Source organism: Azospirillum sp. Marseille-Q6669 (assembly GCF_965111635.1).
Map to the genome: position 1 here is coordinate 1811556 of NZ_CBCOOP010000001.1, position 22698 is coordinate 1834253.

General features: G+C 69.4%; 20 protein-coding genes. 9 read left to right on the forward strand and 11 right to left on the reverse strand.

Annotation, left to right across the window (positions count from 1 at the left end; all coding sequences use genetic code 11):
- Nucleotide 1: 1 nt before the first annotated feature.
- The 8 genes from ACWPXE_RS07980 to ACWPXE_RS08015 form a co-directional block, all read right to left on the reverse strand.
- The gene (locus tag ACWPXE_RS07980) at nt 2-940 is read right to left on the reverse strand and encodes a carbohydrate ABC transporter permease (protein ID WP_454017380.1); all 939 of its coding nucleotides are present in this window, start codon (nt 938-940) and stop codon (nt 2-4) included.
- Nucleotides 941-1144: 204 nt separating this feature from the next.
- A complete protein-coding gene (locus ACWPXE_RS07985; protein WP_454017381.1) occupies nt 1145-2410 on the reverse strand; it encodes an ABC transporter substrate-binding protein in 1266 nt (421 codons plus the stop codon).
- 100 nt (nt 2411-2510) lie between these two features.
- Nucleotides 2511-4091: an aldehyde dehydrogenase (NADP(+)) gene (locus ACWPXE_RS07990; RefSeq protein ID WP_454017382.1), complete on the reverse strand. Its 1581-nt coding sequence runs from the start codon at nt 4089-4091 to the stop codon at nt 2511-2513.
- Between the two features lie 61 nt (nt 4092-4152).
- The gene (locus ACWPXE_RS07995; RefSeq protein WP_454017383.1) at nt 4153-5337 is read right to left on the reverse strand and encodes a fumarylacetoacetate hydrolase family protein; all 1185 of its coding nucleotides are present in this window, start codon (nt 5335-5337) and stop codon (nt 4153-4155) included.
- A gap of 17 nt (nt 5338-5354) precedes the next feature.
- Nucleotides 5355-6152, reverse strand: coding sequence for an enoyl-CoA hydratase/isomerase family protein (locus tag ACWPXE_RS08000; RefSeq protein ID WP_051140522.1), 798 nt, complete (start codon nt 6150-6152; stop codon nt 5355-5357).
- A gap of 10 nt (nt 6153-6162) precedes the next feature.
- Nucleotides 6163-7314 (reverse strand): extracellular solute-binding protein, encoded by a 1152-nt coding sequence (locus ACWPXE_RS08005; protein WP_454017384.1) that lies wholly within the window; start codon nt 7312-7314, stop codon nt 6163-6165.
- The gene (locus tag ACWPXE_RS08010; RefSeq protein WP_145678100.1) at nt 7296-8543 is read right to left on the reverse strand and encodes a CaiB/BaiF CoA transferase family protein; all 1248 of its coding nucleotides are present in this window, start codon (nt 8541-8543) and stop codon (nt 7296-7298) included. Before ACWPXE_RS08010 ends, ACWPXE_RS08005 begins: the two co-directional genes overlap by 19 nt.
- 56 nt (nt 8544-8599) lie before the next feature.
- A complete protein-coding gene (locus ACWPXE_RS08015) occupies nt 8600-9364 on the reverse strand; it encodes an SDR family oxidoreductase (protein WP_454017385.1) in 765 nt (254 codons plus the stop codon).
- Between the two features lie 404 nt (nt 9365-9768).
- Between ACWPXE_RS08015 and ACWPXE_RS08020 the strand changes: the two genes are divergently transcribed.
- The 8 genes from ACWPXE_RS08020 to ACWPXE_RS08055 all read left to right on the forward strand — a co-directional run bounded on the left by ACWPXE_RS08020 (nt 9769) and on the right by ACWPXE_RS08055 (nt 18976).
- On the forward strand, nt 9769-10758 hold the full coding sequence (locus tag ACWPXE_RS08020; RefSeq protein WP_454017912.1) for a LacI family DNA-binding transcriptional regulator: 990 nt from the start codon (nt 9769-9771) through the stop codon (nt 10756-10758).
- Nucleotides 10759-11039: 281 nt separating this feature from the next.
- Nucleotides 11040-13523 (forward strand): TonB-dependent siderophore receptor, encoded by a 2484-nt coding sequence (locus tag ACWPXE_RS08025; protein ID WP_454017386.1) that lies wholly within the window; start codon nt 11040-11042, stop codon nt 13521-13523.
- Nucleotides 13524-13550: 27 nt separating this feature from the next.
- Nucleotides 13551-14279 (forward strand): cobalt ABC transporter substrate-binding protein, encoded by a 729-nt coding sequence (locus ACWPXE_RS08030; protein ID WP_454017387.1) that lies wholly within the window; start codon nt 13551-13553, stop codon nt 14277-14279.
- Entirely contained in the window at nt 14276-14557 is a 282-nt protein-coding gene (locus ACWPXE_RS08035; protein WP_119508311.1) for a DUF3649 domain-containing protein, read from the forward strand. The genes ACWPXE_RS08030 and ACWPXE_RS08035 overlap by 4 nt, the downstream gene beginning before the upstream one ends.
- A 13-nt stretch (nt 14558-14570) precedes the next feature.
- Nucleotides 14571-16205, forward strand: a complete 1635-nt coding sequence (locus ACWPXE_RS08040) for a PepSY-associated TM helix domain-containing protein (RefSeq protein WP_454017388.1) — start codon at nt 14571-14573, stop codon at nt 16203-16205.
- Between the two features lie 2 nt (nt 16206-16207).
- On the forward strand, nt 16208-16495 hold the full coding sequence (locus ACWPXE_RS08045; protein WP_454017389.1) for a DUF3325 domain-containing protein: 288 nt from the start codon (nt 16208-16210) through the stop codon (nt 16493-16495).
- A gap of 144 nt (nt 16496-16639) precedes the next feature.
- Nucleotides 16640-18706 (forward strand): carbon starvation CstA family protein, encoded by a 2067-nt coding sequence (locus ACWPXE_RS08050; RefSeq protein ID WP_454017390.1) that lies wholly within the window; start codon nt 16640-16642, stop codon nt 18704-18706.
- A 66-nt stretch (nt 18707-18772) separates the two neighbouring features.
- The gene (locus ACWPXE_RS08055; protein WP_454017391.1) at nt 18773-18976 is read left to right on the forward strand and encodes a YbdD/YjiX family protein; all 204 of its coding nucleotides are present in this window, start codon (nt 18773-18775) and stop codon (nt 18974-18976) included.
- A gap of 204 nt (nt 18977-19180) precedes the next feature.
- Here ACWPXE_RS08055 and ACWPXE_RS08060 read toward each other — a convergent pair whose 3' ends face one another.
- Genes ACWPXE_RS08060 through ACWPXE_RS08070 form a run of 3 tightly spaced genes read right to left on the reverse strand, consistent with a single transcriptional unit; the run spans nt 19181 to nt 21729 of the window.
- Nucleotides 19181-19699, reverse strand: coding sequence for a cyclase dehydrase (locus ACWPXE_RS08060; RefSeq protein ID WP_454017392.1), 519 nt, complete (start codon nt 19697-19699; stop codon nt 19181-19183).
- Between the two features lie 14 nt (nt 19700-19713).
- Nucleotides 19714-20886 carry a zinc-dependent alcohol dehydrogenase gene (locus ACWPXE_RS08065; protein ID WP_454017393.1) on the reverse strand — a complete coding sequence of 391 codons (1173 nt, stop codon included), beginning with the start codon at nt 20884-20886 and terminating at the stop codon, nt 19714-19716.
- Nucleotides 20887-20937: 51 nt separating this feature from the next.
- The gene (locus ACWPXE_RS08070; protein ID WP_454017394.1) at nt 20938-21729 is read right to left on the reverse strand and encodes an SDR family NAD(P)-dependent oxidoreductase; all 792 of its coding nucleotides are present in this window, start codon (nt 21727-21729) and stop codon (nt 20938-20940) included.
- Nucleotides 21730-21995: 266 nt separating this feature from the next.
- Between ACWPXE_RS08070 and ACWPXE_RS08075 the strand changes: the two genes are divergently transcribed.
- Complete coding sequence (locus tag ACWPXE_RS08075) at nt 21996-22673, forward strand: GntR family transcriptional regulator (protein WP_040134628.1); 678 nt, start codon at nt 21996-21998, stop codon at nt 22671-22673.
- Nucleotides 22674-22698: the final 25 nt, after the last annotated feature.

A 22698-nucleotide genomic window follows, 5' to 3' on the forward strand; every position in this document is an offset into this window, starting at 1 on the left:
ATCACCGTTTCCCGGCGGCCTTTTCCGCCCGCGTCGACAGCCAGAAATAGACCAGCGTCACCAGGATCGCGACGACCAGCCCGATGATGCCGACCGCCGCCGCCCGGCCGAGGTCGAGATAGACGAAGGCGCGGCGGTAGAGGTCGATGACCAGCGTGTTGGTCTCGCCCAGCGGGCCGCCCTGGGTCATCAGCCAGATCACGTCGAAGCGGCGCAGCGACCACACCGTGATGAGCAGAGTGAGGAGCGCCACCGACGGGCGGATGGTCGGCCAGGTGACGGCGCGGAAGATGCTGAGCCGGTCGGCCCCGTCGATCACCGCCGCCTCGCGCAGCTCCGACGGCACGCCCTGGAGGGCGGCCAGGATGACCACGGAGGAGAAGGGGAAGATCTGCCAGATCGTGGTGATGAGGATGGCCGGCAGGGCGAAGGACGGCTCGTCCAGCCAGTTCACCCCGCCCTCGGCGAGGCCCAGGAATTGGGCGAGGTGGCTGAACAGGCCGTACTGCGCGTTGAACATCCACACGAAGATCAGCGCTGCGGCGACCGGCGGAGCGGCCCAGGGAATGGTGACCAGCGCGCGGGCGATGCCGCGCCCCCGGAAGGTGCCGTCGAGCAGCAGCGCCGCCAGCAGGCCGAGCCCGATGGAGGCGACCACGCAGACCAGCGTGTAGACCGCGGTGACGCGCAGGACCTGATGGAACTCCGGGTCGAAGACGAGCTCGCGGTAGTTGTCCAGCCCGACGTAGGTCTGCTGGCCGGGCGAGAGCAGCGAGGTGGAGGTGACGCTGAGCAGGAATTCCTGCACCAGCGGGTAACCCTGGAAGACCAGGAGATAGAGCGCCACCGGGGCGACGAAGAGTGCGGGAACCCAGCGGCCATGGTCGATCGGCGCGCGCCGCGCGGCGGCCCTGGGCTGGCTCACGGTCCTGCTCATCATGATGCGGTATCCGGAGTTGGGACCAAGACGATCGCATTCGTTATCCCCTCTCCCCTCTGGGGAGAGGGTTAGGGTGAGGGGGTTGCGCTTTTGCCGGACGTACGGTCATGCACAACCCCCTCACCGGCCCTTCGGGCCACCCTCTCCCCAGAGGGGAGAGGGCTAAGGATGGACGAAGGCAATCGCCCTGGAGTTGTGCGGGCGTTACTTCTGGGCGAGCACGCGGGCGGTGATCAGGCGTTGCGCCTCGTCCATGGCGGTCTGCGGGGCGACGCCGCCCTGGAGCACCTTGAGGAGCTGCTGGACGATGATCTGCTGGATCTCCGGCGCCTTGGTCTCAAGCCCCTGCGGCAGGGCCGGCACGCTGTTCGGGGTCTGCGCGTCGTAGACCTTCAGCCAGGGCATGGCCTGAAGCTCCTCCGGCGTGCGCTCCACCGTCGTCGCGACGTTGGCGGCGCCGAGCAGGGTCTGGAGTTCCTGCTGCTGCTGGGGCTGGAGCGCCCATTGCAGGAACGTGCCGGCGGCGTCCTTCACCTTGGTGTTGGCGTTAATGGTCACCGGAGCCAGGATCATGCCCTGCTCCTTGTGCGGGAAGGGCGACGGGGCGGCGGCGATGGGGTGCGCCTTGCCCTGCGAGGTCAGGATGGTGGCGACGCCGCCGTTGTCGATCTCCATGGCGACCTTGCCTTCCCAGAACATCCGCCGGTAGGTGGCGGCGTCGGTGCCCTTGGGGATCATGCCGGCGTCATAGACGGTCTTGTAGGCGGCGACACCCGCCACGACCTCCGGGCTGTTGAAGGTCGGCGTGCCGTCCGGCTTGGACCAGCGCCCGCCGAAGCCGTAGACGAAGTTGGTCAGGTCGTACCAGACGCCGCCGCGCTCGGCCATCGTGGCGCGGAAGGCAAAGCCGTAGTTGCCGTCCTTCGTCGCCTCCTTGCCGAGCTTCACGAACTCCTCGAAGGTCTTGGGCGGCGTGCCGTTGGGCAGCAGCGCGGCGTTGTAGACCATCGCGTAGTTGGCGGTGTCGAAGGCGAAGCCGTAGCGCTTGCCCTCGACCTTCATGTACTGGTCGGCGGCGGTGAAGTTGTGGGCACCGTCCTTCACGATGTCGTCGATCGGCAGGACCGACTTGGCGGCCACCGCGGCGTAAAATTCCGGCAGGTCGAAGCGGATCACGTCGGGGCCGCCGTTGCCGCCCATCTGCGTGAAGATGGTGGTGGCGAAGGAGGAGAAGGGGATGGTGACCGGCTTCACCTCGATGTCGGGCTGGGACTGGTTGAACTTCTCCACCCAGGCCTTCAGCCGGTCGCCGCGGCCGACCTCGGCGAAGTGGGACGCAGCGAAGGTCACCACCGTCTTGCCCGACGATTGGGCCAGGGCGACCGACGCGGTGCCCAGCGCCAGGGCGGCGGCGAGCCCGCCGGCCAGGATCGGGGTGATGCCCGTGATTGCGCTCAGAAACGGCTTCATGCTGCGTCCTCCTCTGAATTTGTTCGTTTGCTGTCTTTTTTGGTTGGTTTGGCCCGCAATCCGGGAACCATACCAGAGTATGCGGGCCGGTGGTCGGGGTTCAGTGCCGGCCCAACGCTCCGTCGACCCGGCGCCACAGCCCCAGCGGGTTGCCGTCGCGCAGGGCCTCCGGCAACAGGTCGGCCGGGATGTCCTGGTAGCAGACGGGCCGCAGGAACCGCTCGACGGCCGCCGTGCCGACCGAGGTCGTGCGGCCGTCCGACGTGGCCGGGAAGGGGCCGCCATGCACCATGGCGTGGCAGACCTCGACGCCCGTCGGCCAGCCGTTCGCCAGGATGCGGCCGGCCTTGCGCTCCAGCGTCGGCAGCAGGACCGCGGCGGATTCGGTGTCCGCCGCGTCCATCTGAAGCGTCGCGGTGAGCTGGCCCTCCAGCCGCTCCGCCACGGCGCGCAAGCTGTCCAGATCCGGGCAGCGGATGAGCAGGGAGGCGGCGCCGAACACTTCCTCCCGCAGGGCCGGGTCGTCGAGGAAGGCCTCGGCGGTCGTGGCGAACAGCGCCGCCCGGCACCGGTTGGGGCCGTCGCCGTCCAGCCCGCGGGCCAGCGTCGCCACGCGGGCGTTGCCGGCCAGGGCCGCCACCCCGGCGTCGAAGGCGGCGTGGATGCCCGGGGTCAGCATGGTCGGCGCCGCGCTGCCGCCCAGAGCTTCCACGGCGGATGTCACGAAGCGGTCGAGGTCCGGCCCGTCCACCGCCAGCAGAATGCCGGGGTTGGTGCAGAACTGCCCGGCGCCCATGGTCAGCGAGGCGACGAAGCCCTGGCCCAGAGCCTCCGCCCGTGCTGCGAGCGCCGCCGGCAGCAGGAAGACCGGGTTGATGCTGCTCATCTCCGCGTAGACGGGGATCGGCTCCGGACGCTTGGCCGCCACCTCCATCAGCGCCACGCCGCCGCGGCGCGACCCGGTGAAGCCGACCGCCTTGATGCGCGGGTCGGCGACCAGCGCCGTGCCCACCGACGAACCGGCGCCGAAGATCAGCGAGAAGACGCCCTCCGGCAGCCCGCATTCGGCGACGGCGGCCTGGACGGCGCGGCCGACCAGCTCCGACGTGCCGGGATGGGCGGAGTGGGCCTTGACCACCACCGGGCAGCCGGCGGCGAAGGCCGAGGCGGTGTCGCCCCCGGCCACCGAGAAGGCCAGCGGGAAGTTGCTGGCGCCGAACACCGCCACGGGGCCGAGCGGGATGCGGCGCTGGCGCAGGTCGGGGCGGGGCAGGGGGGCGCGCTCCGGCTGGGACGGGTCGATGCGGGCGCCGATCCAGCTGCCCTCCCGCACCACCGCGGCGAAGAGGCGGAGCTGGCCGACGGTCCGGCCCCGCTCCCCCTCCAGCCGGGCGCGCGGCAGGCCGCTTTCGGCCATGGCGCGAACGATGAGAGCGTCGCCCAGGTCGAGGATGTTGCGGGCGACCGCCTCAAGGAAGACGGCGCGGTCCTCCGGCGCGGTTTCGCGGAAGCGGTCGAAGGCGTCCCAGGCGAGCTGGCAGGCGCGGTCCACCTCCGCCGTCCCGCCGCCGCCGAAGGCGGGCTCCAGCGTCGCCCCGGTGGACGGGTCGATGGCGTGGATCTCGCCGTTGCGGCCGCGGTGGCTCTCGGCGCCGATCAGCATCATGCCGGTGAGGGTCACGGGCGGGTCCTTTCTTGTTCTCGCTGCTCTTGCTCTCGCAGCTCTTGGTCTCGGTGCGGGATCAGCCGAGCAGGCCGCGGCCCGCGAGGTTCCGCATCAGCGCGGCGGCGCCGAAGTCCCACGGCGCGCAGTCGGCGCAATGGCGGACCCGGTTGGTCAGGCTGCCCAGCGCCGGGGCGGTGATGGTCACCACGTCGTCCAGCTTGTGGGTGAAGCCCTCGCCCGGCCGGTCGCGGTCCTCGACCGGCGCGAACATGGTGCCGAGCAGCAGGACGAAGCCGTCCGGATACTGGTGGTTCTCGCCGATGGTGGCCTCCACCAGCTCCACCGGGTCGCGGCTGATCTGCGACATGGAGCTGGCGCCCTCCAGCCGGAAGCCGTCGCTGCCCTCGACCACCAGCCCCAGCTCGGCGCTGCGCACGCCGTCGAGCGTGAAGCGGTCGTCGAACAGGCGGATGAAGGGGCCGATGGAGCCGCTGGCGTTGTTGTCCTTGGCCTTGCCGAGCAGCAGGGCGGAGCGCCCCTCGACGTCGCGCAGGTTCATGTCGTTGCCGAGCGTGGCGCCGACGATGTCTCCGCGGCTGGAGGCCAGGACGGCAATTTCCGGCTCCGGGTTGTTCCACACCGAATAGGGCGGGATGCCGACATGGGCGCCGGTGCCGACCGCCGACATCGGCTGGCCCTTGGTGAAGATCTCGGCGTCGGGTCCGATGCCGACCTCCAGATACTGCGACCACACCCCGCGGGCGATCAGCGCCTTCTTGACCTCCATGGCCTCCGGCGAGCCGGGCTTCAGGCTGGACAGGTCGCGCCCGATCAGCGCGTCGATGTCGGCGCGGATGGCCAGCGCCTTCTCCGGGGCGCCGCGCGCCTGCTCCTCGATGACGCGCTCCAGCAGGCTGACCACGAAGGTCACGCCGGACGCCTTCACCGCCTGAAGGTCGATGGGGGCCAGCAGCCAGGGCCGCTCCGGATCACGCCGGTCCTCGTCGGAGTTGGCGAGGATGGCGGCGGCGGTGCCGATCCACTCACCGGGGATGTCGCGGGCGATGGCCGCGGCGGCGCCGGATTCCACCAGATCGCGCACGGTGGGCGCGTCGCGGCTGGTGATGTCGAAGACGTTCCGGCCGCGCACGGCGATGACCGAGGGGCCGACGCCGGGGCGCCAGGCGCGCCCGACCAGGAGCGCGCCCTCGTCCGCCGGCAGGGCGGCGGCGGGGTCGAGGGGAAGGGGTCGCTTGCTCATGGTGTCCGCTCCTCGTCTTACTTGCGCCGGAAGACCGGGCTGCGCTTTTCCTTGAAGGCGGCGCGCCCCTCGGCGGCGTCCGCGGTGGCGAAGCAGATGGTCTGCAGGTCGCGCTCGTACTCGATGGCCTTTTCCACCGGCATGGTGTGGGCGGCCTTCAGGTTCAGCTTCGCCGTCTCCGCCGCGATGGGCGCGCGGCTGGCGACGATGGCGGCGATCTCCTGCGCGCGGGCGAGCAGACGGTCGGCGGGCACCACCTCGCTGACGAGACCCCAGGCCAGCGCCTTGTCCGCCGGAATCGGGTCGCCGGTCAGGATCATCATCGCGGCGTTGGAGGTGCCGATGGAGTGCGACAGGAAGGCCGCCACGCCGCCGCCGCCGATCCAGCCGAGCTTGATCTCCGGCGCGCCGAACTGCGCGTTCTCCGACGCGATGCGGATGTCGCAGCTCATCGCCGTCTCCAGCCCGCCGCCGAAGGCGTAGCCGTTGACCGCGGCGATGCTCGGCTTGCGCAGGCCCCGGATGGCGTCGCAATAGTCCTCGCGGTTGCGGAAGTTCCAGGCGGTGTCGTAGCGGTCCAGCTCACGGATGTCGGAACCGCAGCAGAAGGCGCGCGGCCCGGCGCCGGTCAGCACGACGCAGCGGATGTCGTCGTCGGCGTTGCAGCGCGCCACGGCGGCGACCAGCTCCGCGGCCATCTCCGGGGTCACCGCGTTCAGCTTCTGCGGGCGGTCGAGCGTGATGGTGGCGACGAAGCCGTCCACCGTGACGGTGACCGCGCCGAGCGCCGGATCGGGGGTGTTGAGCGAGTCCATGGGATGGGCCTTATCGTTCGGCGCCAGCAGCCGGACGGCTGGCGGCGTAGCGGTGTTGCAGGCGGTCGAGCAGGGCGGCGTGCGGCGTGCTCTCGGCCAGCGCGTCGCGGATCATCGCGGCGGCGTCGGCCTGGAAGGCGATGTAGCCGGCGTGGCGCGGGCGGACATAGGCGGCCTCCAGCGTCGCGGCGGTGTTGCGGTAGAAGCCGCCCCAGCGGGCGTTCACCGCCTCGTCCGCCCAGGCGTCGCGGCGGCTCGGCTGGCCGTCGTGGGCCGGGATGAAGCTCCGCTGCGCCTCGGCGCCGAGCAGCCAGCGCAAATGGTCGAGCAGGGCCGGCGTCACCTCGCAGCGCACGGAGACGCCGATGCCGGTGCCGCCCAGCGTCGAGCCGGGACGCCCGTCCGCCGTGGCGCGCGGCGCGTCGGCGAAGGTGACCGGCTTGTCTTCCGCCGCCGTCGGGGCCGCGTAGTTGACGTAGCCGTAGACCAGCGGACAGAGCGCGACCTCATCCGTGCGGGCCATGTGGCCGAGCAGCCCGATGGGGTTGAGCCCGCGCACCGCCGCCGGCATCCGCCCGGCCAGGGTCGCCATGAGGTCGAGCACCTGCGCCCCCACCTCCGGCGAAACCAGCCGGTCGGGATCGGCCACGGCGGGGGGATCGCCGAAGGCCGTGGCCATGGACAGGAAGGTCAGGCAGGCGTGCGGCCCGGCCAGCGACAGGGCGACCGGCGCCCGTTCGGACAGGCTCGCCACCTCCGCCCAGTTGGCCGGAACCGGCCCGTCCAGAAGGTCGGCGCGGCAGGCCGTGACCTGCGTTGCCGCGTCGAGCGGCAGCGCCCAGTGCCGGTCCGCGAAGCGGTAGCTGGCGAGGCTCGGCCCGATGCTGTCGCGCTGCCAGCCGGCGAGGTCCTCGGCGGTGAACAGGTCCTCCAGCGGGATCAGGCCGCGTTCCGCGACCGCCTCTCCGACATGGGGATGATCGAGGACGATCAGGTCGTAGCGGGCGCAGAGGTCGCCGATCGGATGGGCCTCGAAGCCTTCGAGCGGCTGCTTGTCCCAATCGATCGCAAGCCCGTCGCGCGCCTCGTCCAGCCCGGCCACCGCGGCGGCCAAGGCGTTGTAGCCGCGCGGGTGGTCCCAGGTCAGCGCGCGGTAGCGCATGCCCGAACCTCCTCTTCCTCCGCCTCCGGCTCGGTGGCGGCGACGACGCCGGCGGCCAGCAGGCGGTCGACAGCCTCGGCGGTGAAGCCGGCGGCCTCCAGTACTTCGCGGGTGTGCTCGCCGGTCAGGGGCGCGCCACGCTCGACCTCCGACGGGGTCTTGGAGAACTTGATCGGGAAGCCCGGCGTCTTGACGCGGCCTTCGGTCGGGTGGTCGTACTCGACGAAGGTGCCGTTGTGCTTGATCTGCGGGTCGTTCACGAGGTCGGCGTAGCCGTAGACTGGCCCGGCCCACACCCCGGCGGCGTTGAACAGCTCCAACCACTCCGCAGAGGTCTTCGCGGTCAGCCGGTCGCGGGTCTTGGCGAAGATCTCGTCGCGGCGCGACCAGCTGTCGGTCTCGTCCTCCATGTCGAGGAAGGATGGCTCGCCGATCAGCTCGCCCAGCAGCTTCAGCGGCGGGAAGGCCACGATGATGAAGCCGTCGCTGGTGGCGAAGGCGCCGTAGGGGGCGCGGATGTAGACGTGGGCGTGCGGCTCGGCGGAGCGGGTCTGCGGCTTGCCGCCGACCGTGAAGACCGACAGCTCCTGCATCTGGATCGTCGTGATGGCGTCCAGCATGTTGACCTGGACGAGCTGGCCCTCGCCGGTGCGCTCGCGGTGGAGCAGGGCGGCCAGCACGCCTTCGAAGGCGGTGTAGCCGGTGATCGCGTCCACCAGATACTGGCCGGCAGGGGTCGGGGCCTCGCCCTCGCGGCCCGCCGACAGCATGGCGCCGGACATGCCCTGCAACAGCAGGTCCTGGCCCGGACGCTGGACGTAGGGGCCGGTCTCGCCATAGCCGGAAATCGACAGGTAGATCAGGCGCGGGTTGATCGCGGAGAGCGATTCATAATCCACGCCCAGCCGCTTGGCGACGCCCGGCCGGTAGTTCTGGAGGAAGACGTCGGCGGTCTTGACCAGCTCCATCAGCAGGGCCTTGCCCTCGGTGTTCTTCAGGTCAACGGCGAGCGAGCGCTTGTTCCGGTTCAGCGACAGGAAGGAGACGTTCACCTTGTTGCCGGTAATGCCGCCCGCCGCGGTGTGGCGCTGCCACTCGCCGGTCACCGGCTCCACCTTCACCACGTCGGCGCCGAGGTCGCCCAGGCGCTGCGCCGCCAGCGGGCCGGCCATGGCGATGGAGCAGTCGAGCACACGGTAGCCGCTGAGGATGTTGCGTTTCTTGTCCATGATGTCCGGGTCTTGTTGCCGTGGGTCCGCCGGCCATGGCGGAAGGATGAATTCGGTCAGCCGTTGATCGCCGGGGCTTCGGTGAAGAAGGCGCGGTTCCAGACGGGGCTGATGAGGATTTCGTTGACGCAGGCGTGGGGCGGCATCTCGGCCACGAAGCGGATGGTGCGGCCCAGATCGTCGGGCTGGAGCAGGCGCGCCATCTCCTCCGCCGGGGGCGGGGAGGGGCGCTGGCCCAGCAGGTCGGTCGCCACCTCGCCCGGCATGACCACGCAGGAGCGCAGGCCGTTGCGCCATTCCTCCATGTTCAGGCTGTGGCTCAGAGTCACCAGCGCCTGCTTCGTCGCGTTGTAGCCGGGGCCGCCGAGGACGAGCGCGTGCCGCCCGACCCAGGAGGACACGATGATGACGGTGCCGGACCGGCGCTCCCGCATGGCGGGCAGCACCGCCTGGATGGCGTGCATGGTGCCGTTGAGGTTGACGTCGACCAGCCGCCGCCAGCCCTCCGTCCCGAGGTCGCGGAAGCTGCGGTTGGGCAGGTTCATCCCGGCGCTGGCAACCAGCGTGTCGATTCGCCCGTGGCGGTCGAGGATGGCCGCCGCCACGCGCCGCACCGCCGCCTCGTCGGCCACGTCGAGGACCGCGGTCTCGGCCCTGCCGCCGGCGGCGCGGATGGACTCCGCCACGCGGTCGAGCGCGTCCTCGCGCCGTCCGGACAGGACGACGGTGGCGCCGCCCTGCGCCAGCGCCCGCGCGCCGGCCTCCCCGATTCCGCTGCCGCCGCCGGTGACCCAGGTGACGCTGTCCGCAAGAACGCTCATGTCTTGCCTGCTTCGTTGCTTGTCATTGTTGCTTGCCCGCCGTCCGGCCATCGGGCCGCCGCGGTGTCCCTCCCAGCGTCCCCCGGATCGTCCGCCTTCGCGTTCGTTTCGAGTGACCGCTAACGTGACCGGTAACATGATTGGTTGGGGCAATCAAGCATCTTCGGCGAGCAATAACGTTAGCGTTCGCGTGACCGCTAACATGAAATGGGCTATGGATTGTGGAAACGGGGCTGCACCCGGCTTGCAACGGCGGGCGCGGCCATGCACAAGAAGGCGGCCGGTCGCTGCTGGAAGGCGGGCCGGCGGAGGCAGGAAAGAGGTCATCCCAGGTGTCGGACGAAGGACAGCTTTCGCTTAGGAAGGCGGAGTCACGGCGGCGCTCCGCGACCCGCGCGGTGACGATGGCCGATGTGGCGCAGGCCGCCGGGGTCTCCACGCAGACGGTCTCGCGCGCGCTCCGCGATCCGCGCAGCGTCGGCCCGGACACGCTCGCCCGCATCGAGGAGGCGGTTCGCGAAACCCGCTACGTGCAGAACCTGGCGGCGAGCCACCTCGCCTCCAACCGCAGCATGACGGTGGCGGCGATCATCCCGACCATCTCCGCCTCGATCTTCGCGGAAACCATCCAGGGCCTGACCGACGTCCTGCTGCCGGAGGGCTATCAGGTCTTCCTCGGCCACACCGACTACATGGCCGGGCGGGAGGAGTCGCTGGTCCGCAGCTTCAGCGGGCGGCGTCCCGACGGCTTCTTCATCATCGGCACCCGCCACACCCAGGAAACCACCGCCCTGCTGAAGCGCACCGGGGTGCCGGTGGTCGAAAGCTGGAGCTGGACGAACCGTCCCGTCGACATGCTGGTCGGCTTCTCCAACCACGCCGCCCTGATGAGCGTGGTCGACCATCTGGTGGGGCGCGGCTACCGCCGGCTGGCCTTCACGGGCGTCATGAAGCCGGGCGACCACCGCGCCAAGGAGCGTCTGAAGGGCTTCCAGGACGCCCATGAGCGTCATTTTCCGGGCGTGACGCCGCGCGTCGTCACGGTCGCCAGCGGACCGATGGTGATGGCGACCGGCGTGGAGCTGCTGAAGCTGGTGCGGGAACAGCATCCCGACACCGACGCGGTGGTGTTCGTCAGCGACGTGCTGGCCTCCGGCGCCCTGCTGGCCTGCAGCGGCCTGGGAATCTCGGTGCCGAAGGATCTGGCGATCACCGGTTTCGGCAATTACGACATCGCCGGGCAACTGACGCCGGGCCTGACCACCATCGCCATCGCCAGCCGCAAGATCGGCACGGAATCCGCCAACCTCCTGTTGCGGCGGATGCAGGGCGGCGAGGTGGAGAACCGCACCCAGGACGTGGGATTCGAACTGCTGGTGCGGGGCAGCGCCTGAGCCTGTCGGCGCGGCGGTCAATCCTTCTCCCGCATCTCGCGCCCGCATGCGGGCGCTGACGTCGCCCGCGAAATTCCCCTAGAGAATTCACGGACATAAAGGCGCAAACGATCACCAGGACGGTGACGTTGCCCCCTTGCGCAATCCGTCGGCTGATGCTTAGAATGAAAATCATTCGCATTCAGGCGATCAGCGCAGATGTTCGGCTTATTTGAAACGGACAGGGTGCCGGTCGCTGACGCTACGCCACATATACACCCTTTGGTAGAGGAACTGGCTCAATGTCTCAATCTTGCGGCAAGGACGCTCTGCGCTTGACCGTCCGCCGCCGCGGCGCCGCGCATGACGTCTTCGCACCGGGTCTGCGCCCGGTCGCCATGGCCGTTTGTTTTGCCAGCGCCGTCCTCGCGGGCGGCCTTCCCTTCGCGCCGGCCGCGCAGGCCCAGACTGCGGCGGCCCGCACGGTCGACGCCAACGTGCCGGCGGGGCCGCTGGACGCCGCGCTGCGCAGCTTCGCCGCCCAGGCCGGGGTGAGCATTGCCGTGGACCCGGCGCAGGTCCGGGGCAAGACCTCCCAGGGGCTGCGCGGAACGACGACGGTCGAGGACGGCTTCCACCGCCTGCTGGACGGCAGCGGTTATCAGCTCGCAGCCACGTCCTCGGGGTACGGCCTCGTCGCGCAAGGGTCCTCGCCGGTTGTGAACGCCCCGGCCGGGGCAACGGTGCTGCCCTCCGTCCAGGTGTCGGCCAGCGCCGGCGCACTGCCGGGCGAGCCGCCGCCGCCCTACGCCGGCGGTCAGGTGGCGCGCGGTGGATCGCTGGGCCTGCTGGGCACCAGGAACACGCTGGACACCCCGTTCAGCACGACCAACTACACCTCCGAGCTGATCGAGAACCAGCAGGCGCGCACCGCGGCCGACACGCTGATCAACGATTCGTCGGTGCGCACGACCACCGGCGGCAACGGCTTCGACGACACGTTCCAGATCCGCGGCTTCGCCGTTCCGTCGGGCGACGTCGGCTTCAACGGCATGTACGGGCTGGTGTCCTCCAACCGCGTGCCCTCGCAGATCATCGAGCGGATCGAGCTGCTGAAGGGACCGGGCGCGCTGATGAACGGCATCGCCCCCAACGGCAGCATCGGCGGCGGCATCAACATCCTCAGCAAGCGCGCCGGCGACCAGCCGCTGACCCGCGTGACCGGGCTCTACCAGAGCGACGCCAATTTCGGCGTGCATGTCGACACCGGGCGCCGCTTCGGCGAGAACAACGCCTGGGGCGTGCGCTTCAACGGCCTGCTGCGCGGCGGCGAAGCCTCGATCGAGGACGGCGACGTCAAGACCGGCCTCGGCTCGCTGGCGGTGGATTACCGGGGCGAGCGGCTGCGCTGGTCGCTCGACGGCATCATCCAGCGCGACGACACCGACAATTTCCGCCCGCAGATCAGCATCCTGTCCACGACGACGGCCATCCCGTCGCCGCCCGACGCGCGCAGCAACTGGTACCCGAACACCACGCTGGTCCAGAAGGACAAGACCATCGCCTCGAACATCGAGTTCGACGTGACGGACTGGCTGACCGCCTACGCCGGCATCGGCTACCGCGACGGCACGAACGATCAGGTGTTCCCGCAGTCCAACCCCGCCGTGAACGCGCTCGGCAACTTCACGGTCCGCAACTCCTACTACGACTCCTACAGCGAGACGGTCAGCGGCACGGCCGGTGCGCGCCTGCGCTTCGAGACGGGTCCCGTCCGCCATCAGGTCAACATCGGCTACACCGGCTTCCAGCGGGAAGAGGGCAACGCCTACATCCAGGCCGCCGGCTCGGCCCCGTCGAACATCTACAACCCGGCGCCGCTGCCCGTCATCACCGCGCCGCGCACCGATCCGCGCAAGTCGGCCGAGACGACGCTGAGCAGCATCGCGATCGCCGACACGCTGTCCTTTGTCAACGACCGCGTCCTGCTGACGCTCGGCGTGCGCGACCAGACGGTGAAGGTGAAGGGCTACAGCACGACGACCGGCGCGCAGACCAGCAACTACAACGCCAGCGCCACGACGCCGCTCGCCGGTCTGGTCGTCAAGCCGCTTGAGAACGTCGCGGTCTACGGCAACTATGCCGAGGGCCTGTCGCGCGGCACCATCGTCGGCGCCGGCTACGCCAACACCGGCGCGGTGCTCGAACCCTACAAGTCGAAGCAGCTCGAGGGCGGCGTCAAGGTCGATTGGGGCACCATCACGACCACCGCCGCGGTGTTCCAGATCACCCGCCCCAGCTCGATCCGCACCGCGTCCAACGAGCTGGCCTACGACGGCGAGCAGCGCAACCGCGGCCTGGAGCTGTCCGCCTATGGCGAGATCCTCCCCGGCCTGCGCGCGATGGCCAGCGCGACCTTCCTGAAGCCGGAGCTGACGAAGACCGCCGTCGCCTCGGAAGAGGGCAACGATGCCGCCGGCGTGCCGGACAAGAGCTTCTCCGCCAGCCTGGATTGGGACACGCCGTGGGTCGAGGGCCTCGCCCTCAACGGGCGGGTGATCCACACCTCCGGATCCTACCTGACCAACGCCAACACGCTGCGTTTCGACGGCTGGACCCGCTTCGACATCGGTGCCCGCTACACCACCGACGTGTCGGGCAAGCCGGTCGTGCTGCGCGCCAGCGTCGAGAACCTCTTCGACAAGGAGTACTGGCTGACCACCGGCACCTACGTGACCGTCGGGTCGCCGCGCACCGTGCTGCTGTCCGCCACCGTCGACTTCTGATCCCTCACGTCCCTTTTGGAATTCGTCATGAACAAACTGTCCCTCGCCCTCATCGCCGCGCTGGGCTTCGCCATGCCCGCCCAGGCCCACCAGATTTGGATCGAGCAGCCCGACCAGGGCAACGCCACGATCCGCTTCGGGGAGTTCGGCGAGAATCTGCGCGAGATCTCGCCCGGCCTGCTCGACAAGTTCGGCAAGCCGGCCGGCACCCTTCTCTCCGCCAAGGGCGAGCAGAAGGCCGAGGCCGCCAAGACCGCGGACGGCTTCGCGCTACCCTTCAAGGCCGCCAACGGCGAGAGCATTGTCGCCGAGGACACGCTCTACCCGCTCTACACGTGGAAGCAGGGCGACAAGGAGACCACCAACTGGTTCCATCCCGCCGCGCGCCTGATCACCGGCTTCGCCGAGCAGGCGCCGAAGCTGACGCTGGATCTGGTGCCCACCGGCAAGCCCGGCCAGTTCAAGCTGGTCTTCCAGGGCCAACCCAAAGCCAAGACCAAGGTGATGCTGGTCACCCAGTCCGGCTGGGCCAAGGAGGAGCACAGCGACGAGCAGGGTCTGGTCACCTTCGACCTGCCGTGGAAGGGCACCTACGTGGCCGAGGTCAGCCTGAACGAGCGCACCCCCGGTGAGCGCCAAGGCGCCAACGGCGCCGAGAAGTATGACGGCGTCAGCTACGTCACCACGGTGACCTACGTCCACCCCGACGGTCTGGCGCCGGTCCCCGCCGGCCCGGCGGCGACGCCCAACAAATGACCTCCGTGGCCGGACGGGTCCGTTCTGTTGGCCCGCTCGTCTCGCGCATAGCCGCCGCCCTGTTCGGCGGCTATGCGCTGGCAGCACTCGCCAGCGTGGCGGTGCTGGCGCTTCCCATGAGCACGCCGCAGGCGGTGCTCACCGGCCAGTTGGCGAGCTTCGTCATCTACGCCGCCGCCGTGATCTGGGTCTTCGCGGTCCGCAGCGCGCTGCGCGCCTGGGCGGGCCTTCTTGTCGTGGCCGCGCCGCTGTTGCTGGCGGCGTGGTCGGTCTGGTGATGGGGAGCCGAGCGTGACGACGGACCAGCAAGCGCGCCCCGACGGCCGCGGCCTCCGCCAGAGCATGTCCGACCTGCACACGTGGGTCGGGCTGCTTCTCGGCTGGGTGCTCTACGCGATGTTCCTCACCGGGACGGTGTCCTACTTCAAGGACGAGCTGTCGCAATGGATGCGCCCCGAACTGCCGGCGCAGAGCGGGGTGCCGGATCAGGCGGTGGTGGCGCAGCGGGTGGCCGACGAACTCGTCGCCCTGGTGCCGGGCAGCCCGCAATGGAGCCTCCGCCTGCCGGACGCCCGCAACAACAGCGTCTACGCCTTCTGGCGCACCGCCGGGGCGGCTCCCGGCCAGCGCGGCTTTGGCGAGGGCAATTTCGACCCGGCGACCGGGCAGACGGTGTCGTCGCGCGCGACGCTGGGCGGCGACTTCTTCTACCGCTTCCATTTCCAGTTCCATTACATGCCGGTGGTGTGGGGGCGCTGGATCGCGGGAATCGCGGCCATGTTCATGCTGGTGGCCATCGTCAGCGGGGTCATCACGCACAAGAAGATCTTCGTCGATTTCTTCACCTTCCGCTGGGGCAAGGGGCAGCGCTCCTGGCTCGACGCGCACAACGCGCTGTCGGTGTTCGGGCTGCCGTTCCACGCCATGATCACCTACACCGGGCTGGTGACTCTGATGGCGCTCTACATGCCCTGGGGCCAGCAGGCGGGGATCAAGACCGCGGCGGATCGCCAGCAGCTCAACGCCGAACTCAGCGCCTTCATCCAGCCGGGCAAGCCCAGCGGCGAGGCGGCGCCGCTCGCCTCGATCGAGGCGATGGTGCGGGAGGCCCAGGAACGCTGGGGCCGCGACGGCGTCGGGCGGGTCACCGTCACGCATCCCGGCGACGCGGCGGCGCGGGTGGCGGTGGCGCGCGGCGATGGCGGGCGCGTCTCGATGAGTCCGCAATATCTGGAGTTCGAAGGCACCACCGGCGAACTGCTGGCCGTCCACGAAGGCGTGGGGCCGGCGGCGGAGACCCGCGGCGTGCTCTACGCCCTGCATCTGGGGCGTTTCAGCGACTCGGTGACGCGCTGGCTCTATTTCCTCGTCAGCCTTGCCGGCACCGCCATGGTGGGCACCGGTCTGGTGATGTGGACGGTGAAGCGCCGGCAGAAGCTGCCCGATCCGGCCCGGCCCCATGTCGGCTTCCATGTCGTGGAGCGGCTGAACATCGCCAGCATCGCCGGTCTGTCGGTCGCCATGGCGGCCTTCCTGTGGGCGAACCGCCTGCTGCCGGAGACCCTGGCGGACCGCGCCAACTGGGAGATCCACAGCTTCTTCATCGTCTGGGCGCTGACACTGCTGCACGGCGTGTTGCGCCCGGCGAAGAAGGCCTGGGTCGAGCAGTTGTGGCTGGCCGCGGCGTTGCTGGCTCTGCTGCCCGTGCTCAACGCCGCGACCACGCAGCGGCCCCTCTGGCGCAGCCTGGCCGAAGGCGACTGGGTGTTCATCGGCATGGACCTGATGTGCTGGGCGCTGGCGGCGCTCCACGCCGTCCTGGCGGTCCGCACGCTCCGCCACCAGCCCAAGACGCGGGCCGCCCGCAAACCCGTCCACCAACCCGTCAACAAACCCGCCGGCGGCGCCGTGCTGCGCGAGGGATGAGCATGATCCATCTGTCGTCTTTCATCCTGTGCCTGACGGGGTTCGCCGCGCTGGCCTTCGCCATGGACCGCCCGCAGCAAGACCTGCTCGGACGGTCCCTGCCGGCCCCCGCGACGGCCGCCCTGCGCGTCGGCGGGGCGGTTTCCCTGCTGGGGGCTTTGGGCCTCCTCGTGACGTGGCAGGGCTGGGGACTCGGCCTCGTCATGTTCAGCGGCCACACCAGCCTGGGCGCCGGAATCGTCCATGGCGCCCTGATCGTCCAAGGGCGGCGGGCTGCCCGCCCAAATTGAGGCTACGCCTTATTTTTGACCCATTTTGTCGCGACCGGCGAGTTTGCTCTTCCCGTTCGGGCGTGATGGGAGGATGATTCTCCATCGTTTTCATCAGGTTCATCGTGCTTTTCAACGATTGCGAATCGTTTGGGAGGAGTACGCATGCCCCGCATCCTCAATCACGCGCCGTGGCTGGTCCTCGCCGTGCTGGGCGCCTTCGCGCTCGGCACCGTCGCCCTGGCGCGCGGCGAGACCATCAACGCCCTCTGGCTGGTCGTGGCCGCCGTCTGCACCTATCTGGTGTCCTACCGCTACTACAGCCTATTCATCGCCACCCGCGTCATGCGGCTGGACCCGGCGCGTCCGACGCCGGCGATGCGCCACAACGACGGGTTGGACTACGTCCCGACCAACCAGTACGTCCTGTTCGGCCACCATTTCGCGGCCATCGCCGGCGCCGGCCCGCTGGTCGGCCCGGTGCTGGCGGCCCAGATGGGCTATCTGCCGGGCATGCTGTGGATTCTGGCCGGCGTGGTGGTCGCCGGAGCGGTCCAGGACTTCATGATCCTGTTCGTATCGATGCGCCGCGACGGGCGGTCGCTCGGTGAGCTGATCAAGGCCGAGCTGGGGGACATCCCCGGCGTCATCGCCCTGTTCGGCACCTTCATGATCATGGTCATCATCCTGGCGGTGCTGGCCCTGGTCGTGGTCAAGGCGCTGACCAACAGCCCGTGGGGCTTCTTCACGGTCGCCGCCACCGTGCCGATCGCCCTGTTCATGGGCATCTACATGCGCTTCCTGCGCCCCGGCCGGATCGGCGAAATCTCCATCATCGGCTTCTTCCTGCTGATCGCCGCCATCCTGCTCGGCGGTCAGGTCGCGCAGAGCGAGACGTGGGCGCCGGTCTTCACGCTGACCGGCGTACAGATCACCTGGATCCTGATCGGCTACGGCTTCGTGGCGTCGGTGCTGCCGGTGTGGCTGCTGCTGGCCCCGCGCGACTATCTGTCGACCTTCCTCAAGGTCGGCACCATCGTGATGCTGGCGCTGTGCATCCTGCTCGTCGCGCCGCCGATGAAGATGCCGAGCGTCACCCGCTTCGTCGACGGCACCGGCCCGGTGTGGTCGGGCAGCCTGTTCCCGTTCCTGTTCATCACCATCGCCTGCGGCGCGGTGTCGGGCTTCCACGCCCTGATCTCCTCCGGCACCACGCCGAAGATGGTGGAGAACGAGGTCCACACCCGCTTCATCGGCTATGGCGGCATGCTGACGGAGTCCTTCGTCGCCATCATGGCGCTGGTCGCCGCCTCCTGCATCGAGCCGGGCATCTATTTCGCCATGAACAGCCCGCCCGCTCTGCTCGGCACCACGGCGGAGTCGGCGGCCCAAGTCATCAACAACTGGGGCTTCGTCATCACGCCGGAGATGATCACCCAGACGGCGCAGGACGTCGGTGAGGTGAGCATCCTGTCGCGGGCCGGCGGCGCGCCGACCCTGGCGGTCGGCATGGCGCAGATCTTCTCTGAGCTGTTCGGCGGCAAGGGCATGATGGCCTTCTGGTACCATTTCGCCATCCTGTTCGAGGCGCTGTTCATCCTGACCGCCGTCGACGCCGGCACCCGCGCCGGGCGGTTCATGCTTCAGGATCTGCTCGGCGTCTTCTTCAAGCCGTTGCAGCGGACCGCATCCTGGGCCGGCAACCTGATCGCCACCGGGCTGTGCGTCGCCGCCTGGGGCTACATCCTCTATCAGGGGGTGGTCGATCCGCTGGGCGGCATCAACACCTTCTGGCCGCTGTTCGGCATCTCCAACCAGATGCTGGCGGGGATCGCGCTGATCCTGGCGACGGTGGTGCTGTTCCGGATGAAGCGCGAACGCTACGCCTGGGTGACCATGGTGCCGGCGGCGTGGCTGCTGATCTGCACCCTGACCGCGGGTGTGCAGAAGGTCTTCCACAGCAACCCGGCGATCGGCTTCCTCGCCCACGCCGAGCGGTTCAGCACCGCCGCCAACGAGGGCCGGCTCCTCGCCCCGGCGACGTCGATGGAGCAGATGCGGCAGGTGATCTTCAACGATTACCTGGACGCGGCGCTGGCGTCGCTGTTCGTTCTGGTGGTGCTGGCGGTGCTGGTCTTCGGCGTCCTGTCCTGCCTGAAGGCGCTGCGCAGCGACCGCCCGACCACGCGGGAAATCCCGACCAGCGGCGCCACCGCGCGGGCGGGGGATTGAGTAGGGGAACACCGTTCCCTCACTCCTTCGGGAGTGAGGGAACGGTCTATTGGAAAAGGACGACGGATGAGCGGCTTGAAAAGCAACCTCAGCCGGTTCCGCGGTTACTTCGAGCAGACGGCCAAGCTCATGATCGGGGTGCCGGATTACGACACCTATCTGGAGCACATGCGGACCCGGCATCCCGACCAGCCGGCGATGACCTACACCGAGTTCCTCGACAACCGTCTGCAGGCCCGTTACGGCTCTGGCAAGGCGGGGTGTTGCTGAGGGGGTGTTGTCCCCTCTCCCCTCCGGGGAGAGGGTTTGGGTGAGGGGGTTGCGCGTGGCGCTACGTCCGGCAAAAGCGCAACCCCCTCACCGGCCCTCCGGGCCACCCTCTCCCCGCTTTCGGCGGACCGAAGGTCCGCCTGTCGCGTCAGCGCAAACGAAGTTTGCGCGTGAGCGGAGGGGAGAGGGCTATGACCGAGCCGCTCAGGCCGGCTGGAAGCGCAGGATGGCCGGGGTCCGCATGTCGGCGGGGATCGGGGCGTCCTTGGCCGCGCCGCGCATGGCGGCGGGCGGGCGCGGCAGGCCGCTGCGGTCGCTGTAGTCGCGGGGCGGAGTCCAGGCCGTCGCCTCCTCCCGGTGCAGCATCGCCGTGCACAGCACGTCGAGCGCCGTCACCGCCGCGACCGCGCCCAGCGCCGTGGCGACGTTCTCCCGGCGCGGGTTGCCGTCGTGGTGCGCCGACGCCAGCGTGGCGAGGTCCAGCGCGTCCCCGGCGACCCGCCCCCACATCCAGGGCCGGGCGTCGCCCATCGCCAGCAAGCCGACGCCGGTCGCCACCTCGCGCGCGCCGTAGGCGCGAATCAACCCGGCCTGTTCCTCCATCCCCATCCAGCGGGCGAGGCGCCGGGCAGCCACCAGTTCGGCCACACCCAGCCCGATGCTGAACCAGCCCAAACCACGGGCCATCCGGTCCGCCGACGAATTCCTGCGGTAATACGCCATTCTGCGCCTCCCTGTTACGGCTTGAGCACGACCTTGATGCAGCCGTCCTGCTTGTCGCGGAAGGTCTGGTACATGCCCGGCCCGTCGGCCAGACCCACGGTGTGGGTGATGACGAAGGACGGGTCGATCTGGCCCTCCTGGATGCGGCGCAGCAGGTCGTCGGTCCAGCGGTTGACGTGGGTCTGGCCCATGCGCCAAGTCAGGCCCTTGTTCATCGACATGCCGAAGGGGACCTTGTCGATCAGCCCGCCATAGACGCCGGGGATCGACAGCGTGCCGGCGGGGCGGCAGACATACATCATTTCGCGCAGCACATGCGCGCGGTCGGATTCCAGGGCCAGCGCCTGCTTGGCGCGGTCGTACATGGAATCGAGCGTGGCGGTGGCGTGAGCCTCCATGCCAACGGCGTCGATGCACTTCTCCGGACCCTTGCCGCCGGTCAGCTCGTTCAGCCGCTCGACGACGCTTTCCTCCTCGAAATTGATGGTGATGGCGCCGCCGGCCTTGGCCATGGACAGGCGCTCGGGCACGCGGTCGATGGCGATGACCTGCTTGGCGCCCAGCAGGATGGCGCTGCGGATCGTCATCTGCCCGACCGGGCCGCAGCCCCAGATCGCCACCGTGTCGGTCGGCTGGATGTCGCACTGCGCCGCGGCCTGCCAGCCTGTGGGGAAGATGTCGCCGAGGAACAGCACCTGCTCGTCGGTCAGTCCGTCCGGGATCTTTACGTGGGTGCGGTCGGCGAAGGGGACACGCACATACTCCGCCTGCCCGCCCGCATAGCCGCCGGTCAGGTGGGTGTAGCCGAACAGCCCGGCCGTGGTGTGGCCGAAAAGCTTGTCGGCCATCGCCTTGTTGCGGTTGGAGCGCTCGCAGACCGAATAGTTGCCGCGGCGGCACTGGTCGCACTCGCCGCACCAGATGGTGAAGGGAACGACCACGCGGTCGCCGACCTTCAGGGCGCTCTTGGCCTCGGCCCCGACATCGACGACCTCGCCCATGAACTCGTGACCCAGGATGTCGCCCTTCTCCATGCCGGGCATGAAATGGTCGTAGAGGTGCAGATCCGAACCGCAGATGGCGCAGGACGTGACCTTGACGATGGCGTCGCGGGGCTGCTCAATCTCGGGGTCGGGGACGGTGTCGTAACGGACGTCAGCGGTGCCGTGCCAGACCAGGGCTTTCATGCGGGGCTCCTCCGTAACGGGTGGTAGGGAAGGTGGGCGGGAAACCTGCGGTCAGTGATGGCCGGAACCGGGCTCGGCCTGCTTGCGGTGCTGCTCGGCCAGCACGCCGGAGGGCGTCACGGCGGCCATGGCGGTCTGCAGCTTGTTCTTCCAGCCGGCCACCACGTCGCCGTCGCCGCGCATCATCGCGTCGAAACCGACCTTGGCGACCATCGCCGGGTCGTCCTTCTTGCCCTGGCCGATCTTGGTGTCCTCCATGCCGGCGCGCTCGAAGAACTCGGTGTCGGTGGCGCCGGGCATCAGGCAGGTGACCGTCACCCCGGAATCCTTGATCTCGTGGCGCAACGCGAAGGAGAAGGAGTCGATGAAGGCCTTGGTGCCGTTGTAGACCGCCTGATAGGTGCCGGGCATGAAGCCGGCGATCGAGCCGGTGATCAGGATGCGGCCCTGTTTGCGGTCGCGCATGCCGCGCCCGACCTTCTGGATCAGATACAGCGTGCCGGTGATGTTGGTGTCGATGACGTGCCGGGCCTCCTGGAAGTCCTGATCGAGGAAACCGTGGCCCAGCCCGTGGCCGGCGTTCGCGAGCAGGGCGTCGACCGGTCGGCCCTTCACCGCCGCGCAGAGTTTGTCGACGCCGTCGAGGGTAGCGAGGTCCGCCTGCACCGTTTCGACCGTGACGCCGAGGGAGCGGAGTTCCTTCGCGGCCTCCTCGATGGCCGGATCGTCGGCGGCGATCAGGAGGTCGAAGCCATTCCGGGCGCACTGCTTGGCGAGTTCGAGGCCGATGCCGGTGGACGCACCGGTGACGATGGCAAGGGAACGGGTGGCTGCGCGAGCCATGGGAACGGTCCTCTTTGCGAAGCGGGAGAGTCCCTCAGCCCAACTGGAGATGGCAGCTGTTGGTTCCGCCTTTTCCGCCGCCGTCCTCGCCATCCAGGGCAAGCGCAACGAAGCGGTGCCGCAGAAAGGTGCACAAGGCTTAATCAGGTCAGCTGCATGCTCAATTTTTGATCGCACCAAGGGACGAGCCCCAGCGTTTCCGCGCCGTTCCGGTTGGCACGCCGCTTGCTCAACAGTCTTGTATACAAGATTGGTGCGGCAGCCTGATGACCCAGCTTCCCGACAGCATCGAAGACAGCGTGATCTCCGCCATCCTGGGCGGCCGGCTGCGGCCCGGCACCCGGCTGGGCGAGGCGAAGCTGGCCGAGGTCTACGGCGTGTCCCGCACCCGCGTGCGCGAGGCGATGATGCGGCTGGAGACGCGCGGCATCGTCCATGTCAGCGCCCGGCGCGGCTGGTTCGTCGTCGAACCCTCGGCGACGGAGGCGCGGGCCGCCTTCCAGGCGCGGCGTGTGATCGAGACCGGGATGCTGCGCGATCTGCACACGCTTCCAGGGGACGCCGTCGCTCACCTGCGCGCCCATGTCGAGGAGGAGCGCGAGGCGCTGCACACCGGCCATGTCGGGTCGCGCACCTGCCTGCTCGGCGACTTCCACATCCACCTCGCCCACGCCTTCGGCAACGCCTTCCTGACCGACATCCTGCGCGACCTGACCGCGCGCACGACGCTGGTCTCGATGCTCTACCAGTCCGACCAGGACGCCGCGGCGTCCAGCGACGACCACGCCGGCATCGTGACGCTGCTGGCCGACGGCGACTACGCCGGGGCGGCGCGGCTGATGGACGAACACATCCGGCGTGTCGAGGACGGCCTCGACCTCGCCGCCGCCCCCGATCCCCTGGCCGGCCTGCGCGAGATCCTCTCGCCCGGCGCCCCCGCCTGACCCTTTCACACAAACCATTCCATCC

Bases quoted from the DNA above. Each gene is read 5' to 3' on its own strand.
- ACWPXE_RS08020 (WP_454017912.1), top strand. From the start codon at position 9,769: ATGGCCGATGTGGCGCAGGCCGCCGGGGTCTCCACGCAGACGGTCTCG.
- ACWPXE_RS08010 (WP_145678100.1), bottom strand. From the start codon at position 8,543: ATGGACAAGAAACGCAACATCCTCAGCGGCTACCGTGTGCTCGACTGC.
- ACWPXE_RS07985 (WP_454017381.1), bottom strand. From the start codon at position 2,410: ATGAAGCCGTTTCTGAGCGCAATCACGGGCATCACCCCGATCCTGGCC.
- ACWPXE_RS08025 (WP_454017386.1), top strand. From the start codon at position 11,040: ATGTCTCAATCTTGCGGCAAGGACGCTCTGCGCTTGACCGTCCGCCGC.
- ACWPXE_RS08000 (WP_051140522.1), bottom strand. From the start codon at position 6,152: ATGGACTCGCTCAACACCCCCGATCCGGCGCTCGGCGCGGTCACCGTC.
- ACWPXE_RS08045 (WP_454017389.1), top strand. From the start codon at position 16,208: ATGATCCATCTGTCGTCTTTCATCCTGTGCCTGACGGGGTTCGCCGCG.
- ACWPXE_RS08075 (WP_040134628.1), top strand. From the start codon at position 21,996: ATGACCCAGCTTCCCGACAGCATCGAAGACAGCGTGATCTCCGCCATC.
- ACWPXE_RS08005 (WP_454017384.1), bottom strand. From the start codon at position 7,314: ATGCGCTACCGCGCGCTGACCTGGGACCACCCGCGCGGCTACAACGCC.
- ACWPXE_RS07995 (WP_454017383.1), bottom strand. From the start codon at position 5,337: ATGAGCAAGCGACCCCTTCCCCTCGACCCCGCCGCCGCCCTGCCGGCG.
- ACWPXE_RS08060 (WP_454017392.1), bottom strand. From the start codon at position 19,699: ATGGCGTATTACCGCAGGAATTCGTCGGCGGACCGGATGGCCCGTGGT.
- ACWPXE_RS08015 (WP_454017385.1), bottom strand. From the start codon at position 9,364: ATGAGCGTTCTTGCGGACAGCGTCACCTGGGTCACCGGCGGCGGCAGC.
- ACWPXE_RS07980 (WP_454017380.1), bottom strand. From the start codon at position 940: ATGATGAGCAGGACCGTGAGCCAGCCCAGGGCCGCCGCGCGGCGCGCG.
- ACWPXE_RS08070 (WP_454017394.1), bottom strand. From the start codon at position 21,729: ATGGCTCGCGCAGCCACCCGTTCCCTTGCCATCGTCACCGGTGCGTCC.
- ACWPXE_RS08030 (WP_454017387.1), top strand. From the start codon at position 13,551: ATGAACAAACTGTCCCTCGCCCTCATCGCCGCGCTGGGCTTCGCCATG.
- ACWPXE_RS08055 (WP_454017391.1), top strand. From the start codon at position 18,773: ATGAGCGGCTTGAAAAGCAACCTCAGCCGGTTCCGCGGTTACTTCGAG.
- ACWPXE_RS08065 (WP_454017393.1), bottom strand. From the start codon at position 20,886: ATGAAAGCCCTGGTCTGGCACGGCACCGCTGACGTCCGTTACGACACC.
- ACWPXE_RS08035 (WP_119508311.1), top strand. From the start codon at position 14,276: ATGACCTCCGTGGCCGGACGGGTCCGTTCTGTTGGCCCGCTCGTCTCG.
- ACWPXE_RS08050 (WP_454017390.1), top strand. From the start codon at position 16,640: ATGCCCCGCATCCTCAATCACGCGCCGTGGCTGGTCCTCGCCGTGCTG.